Annotated in this window: 13 protein-coding genes; 1 reads left to right on the top strand and 12 read right to left on the bottom strand. The window is 37.1% G+C overall.

The features are described from left to right. On the top strand, positions 1-855 hold an 855-nt coding region (locus tag VIH09_RS06270), incomplete at its 5' end, for a DUF4403 family protein (RefSeq protein WP_331578996.1). Between the two features lie 11 nt (positions 856-866). On the opposite strand, the gene VIH09_RS06265 is transcribed toward VIH09_RS06270, so the two are convergent. The 12 genes from VIH09_RS06265 to gcvH all read right to left on the bottom strand — a co-directional run bounded on the left by VIH09_RS06265 (position 867) and on the right by gcvH (position 10,053). Next, positions 867-1,103, bottom strand: coding sequence for a hypothetical protein (locus tag VIH09_RS06265; protein WP_331578994.1), 237 nt, complete (start codon positions 1,101-1,103; stop codon positions 867-869). Continuing rightward, complete coding sequence (locus tag VIH09_RS06260) at positions 1,096-1,635, bottom strand: DUF420 domain-containing protein (protein ID WP_331578992.1); 540 nt, start codon at positions 1,633-1,635, stop codon at positions 1,096-1,098. The genes VIH09_RS06265 and VIH09_RS06260 overlap by 8 nt, the downstream gene beginning before the upstream one ends. A 5-nt stretch (positions 1,636-1,640) precedes the next feature. Beyond that, on the bottom strand, positions 1,641-2,327 hold the full coding sequence (locus tag VIH09_RS06255; RefSeq protein WP_331578990.1) for an SCO family protein: 687 nt from the start codon (positions 2,325-2,327) through the stop codon (positions 1,641-1,643). A gap of 11 nt (positions 2,328-2,338) precedes the next feature. After that, positions 2,339-2,980 carry a hypothetical protein gene (locus VIH09_RS06250; protein WP_331578988.1) on the bottom strand — a complete coding sequence of 214 codons (642 nt, stop codon included), beginning with the start codon at positions 2,978-2,980 and terminating at the stop codon, positions 2,339-2,341. An 87-nt stretch (positions 2,981-3,067) separates the two neighbouring features. After that, positions 3,068-3,424 carry a cytochrome C oxidase subunit IV family protein gene (locus VIH09_RS06245; RefSeq protein WP_331578986.1) on the bottom strand — a complete coding sequence of 119 codons (357 nt, stop codon included), beginning with the start codon at positions 3,422-3,424 and terminating at the stop codon, positions 3,068-3,070. Between the two features lie 18 nt (positions 3,425-3,442). Then, positions 3,443-4,471, bottom strand: coding sequence for a cytochrome c oxidase subunit 3 (locus VIH09_RS06240; protein WP_331578984.1), 1,029 nt, complete (start codon positions 4,469-4,471; stop codon positions 3,443-3,445). 42 nt (positions 4,472-4,513) lie between these two features. Continuing rightward, positions 4,514-5,101 (bottom strand): cytochrome c oxidase subunit 3, encoded by a 588-nt coding sequence (locus tag VIH09_RS06235; protein WP_331578982.1) that lies wholly within the window; start codon positions 5,099-5,101, stop codon positions 4,514-4,516. A 2-nt stretch (positions 5,102-5,103) separates the two neighbouring features. After that, positions 5,104-6,006, bottom strand: coding sequence for a heme o synthase (gene cyoE / locus VIH09_RS06230; protein WP_331579000.1), 903 nt, complete (start codon positions 6,004-6,006; stop codon positions 5,104-5,106). A gap of 175 nt (positions 6,007-6,181) precedes the next feature. Further along, positions 6,182-8,302, bottom strand: coding sequence for an energy transducer TonB (locus VIH09_RS06225; protein WP_331578980.1), 2,121 nt, complete (start codon positions 8,300-8,302; stop codon positions 6,182-6,184). 19 nt (positions 8,303-8,321) lie between these two features. After that, entirely contained in the window at positions 8,322-9,065 is a 744-nt protein-coding gene (deoC, locus tag VIH09_RS06220; protein ID WP_331578978.1) for a deoxyribose-phosphate aldolase, read from the bottom strand. Between the two features lie 231 nt (positions 9,066-9,296). Beyond that, complete coding sequence (locus VIH09_RS06215) at positions 9,297-9,680, bottom strand: VanZ family protein (RefSeq protein ID WP_331578976.1); 384 nt, start codon at positions 9,678-9,680, stop codon at positions 9,297-9,299. Then, the gene (gene gcvH, locus VIH09_RS06210; RefSeq protein ID WP_331578974.1) at positions 9,673-10,053 is read right to left on the bottom strand and encodes a glycine cleavage system protein GcvH; all 381 of its coding nucleotides are present in this window, start codon (positions 10,051-10,053) and stop codon (positions 9,673-9,675) included. The genes VIH09_RS06215 and gcvH overlap by 8 nt, the downstream gene beginning before the upstream one ends. Between the last annotated feature and the right edge of the window lie 11 nt (positions 10,054-10,064).

The following is a 10,064-nucleotide window of genomic DNA, read 5'->3' as shown; positions in this document are numbered from 1 at the left end:
GCCGTAAAATTGTTTAAATCGAAAATAGAAAGAAAAATTGACGAAGCCATTGAAAAATCAATGGATTTCAAACCCAATGTATTGACTGCCTTAGAAAAAACATCTGTCCCTTTTCAGATGAATGAAGATTATGAAAGCTGGCTTCGAATTGTACCAATCGAAATATACTCGACTGCAGCGAAACTGAAAGAGGATGCTTTTGTATTACAAATGGGAATGAAATGCACCATCGAAACCTTGATCGGAAGGCAACCGGAAACAAAATTTGACGCCACTAAAATCACATTAAAACCCGCCATTAAAATCCCTAACCAAATTTCGGCCAATATTGTAGCAGTATCTACCTATCAAGATGCATCAAAGATAATTCGCAAGAATTTTGCAGGTCAAGAATTTGAATCGGGTTCTAAGAAAGTAAAAGTTCAAGATGTGTCGATCTGGCATAAAGACGGTAAAATCGTTATTGCATTAGATTTGCTTGGCTCCATAAACGGAAAAATCTATTTGTCTGGATTCCCAAAATACGCCGATGATACAAAAGAAATTTATTTCGACAAACTTGATTATGTCCTAGACACCAAAGATAAGTTGATGAGAGCGGCAAATTGGCTTGCACAAGGCATTGTTTTAAGAAAAATTCAACAAAGCTGCCGTTATTCCATTCAACCTAATCTTGAAGAAGGAAAGCAAACTATGATGGGCTACCTAAACAACTATTCGCCAATGCCCGGAGTATTTGTTAACGGAAAAATGGAAGACATTCGATTTCAAAAAATCGAACTGACGAAAAATGCGATTATTGCATTTATTACGGTAAAGGGAGAAATTAATATTTCAGTCGACGGCTTGAAGTAAATACCGAAAAGTTACTCCGATTTCTTTTTTCTGTATAATCTATATACGGCAAAACCAATACCGGCCACTAAAACATAAGGAATCAACATCAAATACACGATTCCGTCATTGACTGCCTGTGCCTGGGCTTTATTACCTTCACCACCCAGTGCAGCCCGACACATTGCGCATTGCGCATTTGCGGAAACGGAAAGAACAAAGAGGCATAAAGCGAATAAAGAAGCTTGTAATTTATTTATTTTAAACATAATAAGGAGATATCATTAAATAAACCACAACGCCCGTAATCGCGACGTACAACCAAATAGGAAAGGTTATTTTGGCAATTTTTTTATGTTTATCGAATACTTGTGCCAGCGCGCGAACATAGGTTATCAAAACTAGAGGAATGATTACAACTGATAAAACAATGTGCGTAACCAATATAAAATAATAAATATACTTTACGACTCCCTCCCCTCCGTAAGTTGTTGAATCTGAAGTCATGTGATAGGCCACATACATCCCCAAAAAGGCAACAGAACATCCTACTGCCATTTTCATCAAGCGCTCATGCAATTTCCTGTTTCCGTTTTTTATTGCCAACACGGCGAACACTAACAGTACTGCCGTAAGTCCATTTATCGAAGCATAAATGGGTGGAAGAAAACTAAGTGGCTCCACCGCGAAACCCATTTTTTTCAAATTAACACTAAAAAGCAAAACGACAACCAGAGGAATTGCAACTGATAAAAGAATAATCCATTTATTATATTTTTGCTCCAAATTTTGATCTCTCATAACATTTATTCTTCTAAAAGCACATTTATATCTTGTTGAATATCTCTTACCCCTTTTTTATCCAATCCATCGTAGTATAAGATAGGATTACCAAAATCGTCTTTTCTGCAACGAATATTTCCGTTTTTGTCTATCAAAGCAAATAATCCCGAATGCTCAAAACCACCCTTTACATCACTATTCTCCCCCGCGTACAGGTTAAAGCCTTTGTTGGCTAAATTAAAAATGTATTCCCTATCGCCTGTTAAAAAATTCCAATTTGAGGATTTAACCCCCAATAACTCGGCGTGATCTTTCAAAACCGAAGGCGTATCGTGAGACGGGTCTATGGTGATTGAAACTATACCGAAATTAGGATTGCCGAAAAATGTTTTTTCAATCAACAGCATGCTTTGATTCATTTTTGGACAAATTGAGGGACATGTGGTAAAGAAAAACTCCAATACATATACTTTTCCCTTATATGTTTCATTACTGATTTTTACGTTGTCCTGGTTGATCAATTCAAACTTGGGCGCAGGGCCTATTTTCGTCAACTTATCAGCTTCACTGTTTGCACCTGTTACCATGTCCAAGCGCGCTCCCTTTACAATCTCATTGTTTTGCATTCTGGATACAATCTTAGGAACTGCGTAAATTCCGAAAATGAGAATTACGAATGAAATCCCGATGTAAGATTTGTTTTTAAACATAAACTATAACTTTAAAGTTTTTTTGTGGCATTGTGATTTTTCTTGAGCGCAGCGCGGTATTCATATAGAATAACCTTAAAATCATCTAACATCTCATTACTCAACTCGGCGGGATGAAAAGTATCATACCCCTCCTTATAGCCTTTCTTTTCTTTTCTGCCTCTAAGATTTCGTTGCTTGTCAACAATATAGACATCTGAAGTACCCGAGTATTCATCAAGTTTTCCAACTAATTTTAACTCCCCGTAATATCGATTAATTTGGTCTGGCGTAGTAAAAACAAAATGCCATTGAGAAACATCAGTAAATTCGTCCAGCGCATCCATGATTTTCTTAATATCATCTTCTGTTCCTAAAGGGCAAATCATGACAAATTGTAAGTCCTTAAAGGTATGGTACCGCTGATAGATCTTTTCGTTAAGGTTAAATAGATTTCCTCTGTGCTTTAAAACCTCAGAACCGGCAAAACCTAAAATAGTGATTTTATTGTCTAAACTAACTTTTTCATTATTTAAAGATTCCCAATTTCCAAAATCAGCGATTTTAGGGGTGATTACGGGTAATTTCGTAAAGCCATTAACACCGGACGCAAAAAAAAGATAAGCAACGATTGGCAATACAAAAAGAATAAAAAGAACTATATTTTTTTTCATTATGTGGATATGTCATTTACGACACAAAAATAAAATAAAAAAGGGCATCCGCCGCGACGGATACCCTTTTTTTGAATTAATATATTGTTAAAAATTCCATTTGATAGTGGAATCTTTAAAAACCCCATAAATATAATTACCTTCAGTCAAAAGAATGAAAAGCAAATATAATATTAAGAATATAACCGGTAAAACAACGGCATATCTCAGACTGCTTCTTTCCCCTTCCATATGCATAAACGCATATACAATATAATACGCTTTATATAGAGTCAGCGCATAAAAAATCCAGTTAAGCAAGTTCATCCCTAAAAAATGATTTAGGTGTAAGGCCTCCGGTTTTAGTATCCCTAAAATTACCTCAACTATTGTAACAGCTGATAAGATTCCGAAAACTTTCCAGATTCTGCTGGTATTTGATACATATTCGTGTTCGTGTGACATAATAATAATCTTTAAAAATTAAACTAGATAGAATACTGTAAATACAAATACCCAAACTAAATCGACAAAGTGCCAGTATAACCCAACTTTCTCTACCATCTCATAACTCCCTCTTTTTTCGTATGTTCCAAGAAGCACATTAAAAAAGATAATGATATTAATAATCACCCCTGAAAAAACGTGAAAACCGTGAAAACCTGTTATAAAGAAAAAGAAATCAGCGAATAATTTACTACCGTATTCATTTCTTGTCAAATTCGCACCTTCAACAACATAGGTCGCTTGCCCTAATCTCAACATGGATTCCTCTCTCGTCAGGATTGTTTTGTGCTTAATTTTAGTTAAATCATGATTGATTGTAGCATCGTTCTTAGTTGCCTCATCTGCCTCATAAATAACTTCTGTACGTATCAACAAATCTGGATGCGCTTTGAAACCAGCCTGAACTTCAGCTACCGTATAGGACGGCAAAGAAGATTCACTCATGAACCACGTTGCTTTATTCCTATTCAATTGCTCTCTCTCCACAGGCAAAGTCGCCGCAAAATCAGCAAGCGCAACACGCTTTCCATCTTTGTCAACAAACTGAAGCAAACTACCTCCTTTTGTCTCGATTGCACCATATTCCCCTTTTATGAAATTTTTCCATTCCCAAGCTTGTGACCCTACGAAGATCATACCACCGATAATGGTTAAAAACATATAAACAACAACTTTGTTCTTTTTCATTTGATGACCTGCATCAACAGCCAAAACCATTGTTACAGACGAAAAAATCAAAATAAAAGTCATCAACGCCACATAATACATGGGTGCAGACACACCGTGCATAAATGGAAAGTGAGTAAACACTTCGTCAGCCAAAGGCCATGTTTCGATAAATTTAAATCTAGAAAAACCGTAGGCTGCTAAAAATCCAGAGAACGTTAAGGCATCTGACACGATAAAAAACCACATCATTAATTTACCATAACTTGCTCCCATTGGCTCATTGCCGCCTCCCCAAGTTTTTTCTTCACTATTTGCAGTAGTAACTGTCGCTTCCATAAAAGTTATTCGTTAAAAAGTTCCCAAAATTACGTTTTTTTCTTATTTAAAGAAATATAAAAATACAAATAAATAAATCCACAAGAAATCAAGAAAGTGCCAATACATCGCACCTAGTTCTATTCCAAGAGTTTGAGTCGAATTGTATTTTTGTTTAAAATCATTATAAATTATAATCAGAAGCGAAATCAATCCCCCTGCAAGGTGAATCAAGTGCACAACCGTTACGATATAAAGAAATGTCGTTGTAATTGAACTCTCCGTTCCTGTAAAATAATAGCCATTTTTTACAATCTGGCCGAACCCTACGAACTGCAAAACCACAAACAATATTCCTAAGGCTAAAGTAGCGAAAAGAAATGTAGTAGTGGCACTTTTATTGTCTTTTTGAACGGCTTTTTTAGCCAAATGAAAAGTAATACTGCATCCCATAATCACAAGGGTACTGTAATAAAAGGCAGAGGGCAATTCAAAATCCTTCAACCAATCCACTCTAGATTTGCTTACTACGAAAGCGCTTGTAAGCCCCGCAAACATCATGGTCATACTAACCATAGCAAACAACAATATCAATTTGTATGATCTTGCCGTCCTCGCCTTATGCTCGTCTTTTGTCATTATAACCTCCATAATTATCTCAAAAATTTATCAATTATATAAACGAATTGTAACAAAGTGATATACGAAACGCTCACTAGCATCAAGGTTCTTGCCGCTTTTGCGCTTCTCAATTTGTATAGTTGCACCGCATAGTAAAGCATCCATAGGCCCAGTAAAAAAACTAGGATAGCGGCGATAGGGGATATAAACAATTTTCCCGTATAGCCAAAAGAAGGCAATAATGAAGCTATAATTAGCCAAACGGTATATAAAATAACTTGTAATGCAGTGCCTTTATCCTTTTTCCCTGTAGGAAGCATGAAAAATCCCGCTCTTTCGTAATCTTCATATAAAAACCAACCAATAGCCCAAAAGTGCGGAAATTGCCAAAAAAACTGTATCAAAAACAAAGTTCCTGCCTCTATTCCAAAATCACCCGTTGCGGCAACCCAACCTAACATAAAAGGGATTGCGCCCGGGAAAGCGCCGACAAAAACAGACAAAGACGTTATTGTCTTTAACGGAGTGTAAACACTTGTATATAAAAATATAGAAATCGCACCAAACATTGCTGTTTTGGGATTAATCATATATAAAAGACCGACTCCAATTATAGTCAATAAGCTAGCTACTAACAATGCGGCAGTGGGAGACATTCTTCCGGCCGGAACAGGTCTATTCTTGGTTCTGTTCATCAAAACGTCCAAATCTTTTTCAATGACTTGATTGAAAGCATTCGAAGCCCCTACCATGCAGTAGCCGCCAACGGCAAGCATTATCAAAACAGACCACTGAAACGGATGCTCATCATTAAAACCCAGAAAATATCCCGCAATAGAGGAAAATAAAACACTGATGGCCAGTCCCGCTTTCGTGATTTCTTTAAAATCCAAAAAAACCGTTTTAAGGGAAAATGTATTTGACGTAGTATTCAATGCGGTTTTCATTAGGTTTTACAAAACTGCTGCAAAGGTACACATTACATGTAGAATTTAGATTGTAGAAATTGGATTTTTTTTCACTAATATCGATGGAGAAACACAATGCCTGCAACTACAAAATCGACGATTCAATTTATCATTGAAGCCATTTGAATTTCAGGACAGTACCCTAATAATCAAAATACCAATTAAAAACGTCCGCCCTCAATCCCAATGTGAACCAGTTCGTACTCTGATTAAAAGTGGTGGCCGTATTCATAGTAGGGTCAAAACTCCTGTATATATAACTTCCGAACAGTTTTAAATTAGTTGCGGGATTGATCAAATAGCCAGCCTGAATATCGGCTATAAAAACGGCCGTTTTATTCCCTTGTCCTACCTTTACCCCCGCATCAAAAGGTCTATTTTCATCATAATCCTTGTAGATGTTCCCTCCGTAGTTATAACTGTCTTCGGCAGTGTCAAAATCCAGCCCGCGTGTACCCGCGGTTATTTTTACATCGGCAAAATATCTACCTTCGTGATAGCGGGCAATTGCGATCAGCTCCTTGAAATTTCCGCCCCACTGATGTCCTATGTTCTGATTGTTATGACCGTAATTAGTAATAGGTACACTATGTGAATACACATAGGGACGCACGTGATTGTATTCCAGTTGCAACAACAAATTATCAACATGAAATGCATTGTAATACTTAACGCCTAGCTGGTATCCGAATTTATTTTTCCAACTGTTATCGCCACTTTTGACATCCCCAAGAGAAAATTCATCCAAAAGAAATTGCCCATAGAAATTGATTTGGTTACTCCATTTATACTTATAGGAAAGACCTAATAACGCATTTCCGGTCCTGGCTGATGAAGCAAACTCGACGGACCTATAAAAGATAATAGGATTAACGAAACTGACATCAAAACCCCTGTCGTTCGTATTTGTCCAAATCACCGATTCAAACAAACCGATATTCAATTTATTGGACACATTCCAACTCAAATAATGGTTTGCCATAAATTTCGTCGCATACGTTCTTTCCAGAGTAACTTCCGGACGTACATCCTTTAACCACATATAGGTATTGGTGTATTTGATTTTCCAAAAATTAGTGTTTATTTTAAAATACGGATACGGACTGGCGCCGTCACTTTCGAATAAAGAACGGTATCCGTCACCAATAAAATTTCTGCCATAACCCAATTGCACATCGATATGCTTGCTTGGAGCAAAAGTGATATTGGCTTCCGCCAAAGGAAAATCATACGAATCCGTCTTGAAATCTTTAGCGATTCCAATCCCGGGAATAATCGCCGGGTTGCCTCCAGCCGGTCGTATCGACTCAGCATAACGGTTAAAATAATCAGCAAAACGCCCCTGACTTTCAAAAACAGTCGTTGTGAAATTAAGTTTGTCGCCCAAACCCCCACGGAAATTAAGCGCACGGGTGTTCACATAAGTATAAGACACATCGCTATGTGAAGCTTTACCAAGTTGCAAATCCAAAATCGGGTTTAAAGTAAACCAATAATCTTCCCCTTGGATTTCGACAGCATTTTCATTCCATAATTTTCTGGCCCACCAACCGGACACCTTTTTCTTAAGTTTTTCATTGACTGCCTTAAGATCATAATATTTGGCAACCTCCAGATAAGTATACGGCTTTGAGGCGGTGTGATTGTTACTGCCCACTTGATTTAAAGAAGCGTCAAACTGCGCATAATAACTATGCGAAAATGGAATGTTTAGATGACTTTCAAACTCAGGATTATTATACTTTTTATAGACTATACTATCAAGTTCCGTAAGCTGTTTTGTAGTGTTTTGCAAAACATCAACACGCGCAAGTGCTTCCGCTGCGATTGTTTCTGAGTTCTTCAACGGAATGGAGAACGTGATATTGTACTGCGCATACGTCGGCTTTCCGTTGTAGGTAGCTGGAGTGATTTTCGGGAACTTCGCAAAAACCCTTTTCGCTTCCGCTATTAAATCCTCGTCGACCGCGTTGACATAAATCACTTTAAAAACCCCATTACTGTCCACTTCAAAAAGCACCTTTACACTTCCCTGAAAATTGTTTTTCATCAGATTTTCCGGCACAACAAAGTTTTGAAAAACCAAGTCCTGCACTTCATTGTAAAAACACTTCTCCAATGCTGTCGACTCTAAGTTTTCACATTTAGGAAAGACAGGAAATCGCTCAGGCAAATTTGATTGAGGTGAATTATTATTTCCGTTTTGGGAATAGGAAAAAAAAGAAAAAAATGATAAACATAAAATTAACAAACCTTTTGTCATGTTGCTTTTGATTGAAAGTTTAGTACCCTGATTGTGTGCTTTCCCCGCTGGCGATTGCCTTTGCACCGGATGTGCCTATTCGTTTTACACCTAAACGAATCATTTCCAAAGCCTCTTGATAAGTCCTTACACCACCCGCAGCTTTTACGGGAAGTGGCGATGCGTTTTCTAACATCAATATTATGGATGAAACTGTTGTGCCGTTAGGCAATTCGTTTTCAGTTTTATAAAATCCCGTTGACGATTTCACGAAGACGGAAGCATAATCTTTCTCTTTAAAATTAGAAACGACAACATTTTTCACCAAAGCGGACAATTGCACGATTTGCTTCTCATTTAATGCTGCAACTTCAATGATCCACTTAACAACTTTGTTGTTTTCCAGCCCTAGTTGCGTACATTTTAGAATCTCTTCTTTTACCAAGTCAACATTCCCTTCCTTGAATGCCCAATAATTGCAGACAAAATCCAAATCATCAACACCATCCTGAATCGCCTGATTCGCTTCGGTAAGTTTGTCCTCAACTCCTGACTTTCCTTCCGGAAAATCGATTACCGTTCCTATTTCGACATTCGAATTAGCATCAGTAATCATGTTTCTGGCCATGGAAACCATATCGGGCCGAATCATAATAAGCTTGAATTTTTCATCAATGGCTTCTTGGATGAATTTTTTAACGACAGCCAGATTTTGGCTTTCGTTAAGTTCAGCCTGAATGGCCGTTTTTAAATAGGTCGAATCTAAATATTGTTTGATGTTCATTGTTTTATTAGTTTCACGACAATGACAATCATTGGTCCACAAAAACGCATATTGAATACGCATCAGTTTGATACAGACATTTACTTTTGACCAACGAAAATTATTGATAAATCACAATTCTTAAAGCGCCAATTTAGTGATTAAATAAAACTAATCCAATCAGCCAATAAATTAAATAATGAATAAAAAAAAATTGTTACTTAAACCAAAAAATCCCGCCGAAGCAGGATTTTATTTTTTATCTATGGGTTTAATTCTATAATACATGACGATCATAAAAACGGCCAAAGTTGCACCTGAAATGTTCGCCGCAACATCAAGGGCATCTTCCCTTCTGGTAGTTGTATATAGCCCTTGCAGCACTTCAATTGCTACTCCAAAAAAAACGGAAAGCATGAATGCAATCATTAATGGCATAAAAATATTTTTCTTTTCCGAATGGCTTATTAAAAATAAAAACCACAGTGCCGTAAAGACGAAATGAAAAAAAGCGTGAATATATTTGTCAAGATTCGCAATGCTTATTACCGGAAGACTGTTCGACTGGACTAAACAAAGGGTGAAAACGATTCCTGTCCACAATACGGCAGCCCAAAATAAAATTTGTTTAAGCACCAATCAATTCTTTGTAAGCCTCACTTGAAAGTAACGAATCATAATCCGCAACATTTGAAATTTTAATTTTTATCATCCAACCGGCACCATACGGATCTGCATTCACTGCTTCCGGGGTGCTTTCCAAGGCGTCATTAAATTCTACAATTTCTCCCGCTACTGGAAGAAACAAATCAGAAACTGTTTTTACTGCCTCAACTGTACCAAAAACCTCATCTTTTTCAAGAGTTTGGTCTAATGTTTCCACTTCAACATAAACGATATCCCCTAATTCTTTTTGAGCAAAATGGGTAATCCCTACCGTTGCCACATCACCTTCTAGGCTAACCCATTCGTGATCTTTAGTGTACTTTAAATTTGCAGGTATATTCATAATAAATACTA

Origin of the sequence: Flavobacterium sp. (genome assembly GCF_036515215.1) — a bacterium.
GTDB lineage: Bacteria > Bacteroidota > Bacteroidia > Flavobacteriales > Flavobacteriaceae > Flavobacterium.
Note: the sequence above shows the minus strand (reverse complement) of the source record. Positions and strands in the feature narration are given on the sequence as shown.

Bases quoted from the DNA above. Each gene is read 5' to 3' on its own strand.
- VIH09_RS06265 (WP_331578994.1), bottom strand. From the start codon at position 1,103: ATGTTTAAAATAAATAAATTACAAGCTTCTTTATTCGCTTTATGCCTC.
- VIH09_RS06260 (WP_331578992.1), bottom strand. From the start codon at position 1,635: ATGAGAGATCAAAATTTGGAGCAAAAATATAATAAATGGATTATTCTT.
- VIH09_RS06255 (WP_331578990.1), bottom strand. From the start codon at position 2,327: ATGTTTAAAAACAAATCTTACATCGGGATTTCATTCGTAATTCTCATT.
- VIH09_RS06250 (WP_331578988.1), bottom strand. From the start codon at position 2,980: ATGAAAAAAAATATAGTTCTTTTTATTCTTTTTGTATTGCCAATCGTT.
- VIH09_RS06245 (WP_331578986.1), bottom strand. From the start codon at position 3,424: ATGTCACACGAACACGAATATGTATCAAATACCAGCAGAATCTGGAAA.
- VIH09_RS06240 (WP_331578984.1), bottom strand. From the start codon at position 4,471: ATGGAAGCGACAGTTACTACTGCAAATAGTGAAGAAAAAACTTGGGGA.
- VIH09_RS06235 (WP_331578982.1), bottom strand. From the start codon at position 5,101: ATGGAGGTTATAATGACAAAAGACGAGCATAAGGCGAGGACGGCAAGA.
- VIH09_RS06225 (WP_331578980.1), bottom strand. From the start codon at position 8,302: ATGACAAAAGGTTTGTTAATTTTATGTTTATCATTTTTTTCTTTTTTT.
- deoC (WP_331578978.1), bottom strand. From the start codon at position 9,065: ATGAACATCAAACAATATTTAGATTCGACCTATTTAAAAACGGCCATT.
- gcvH (WP_331578974.1), bottom strand. From the start codon at position 10,053: ATGAATATACCTGCAAATTTAAAGTACACTAAAGATCACGAATGGGTT.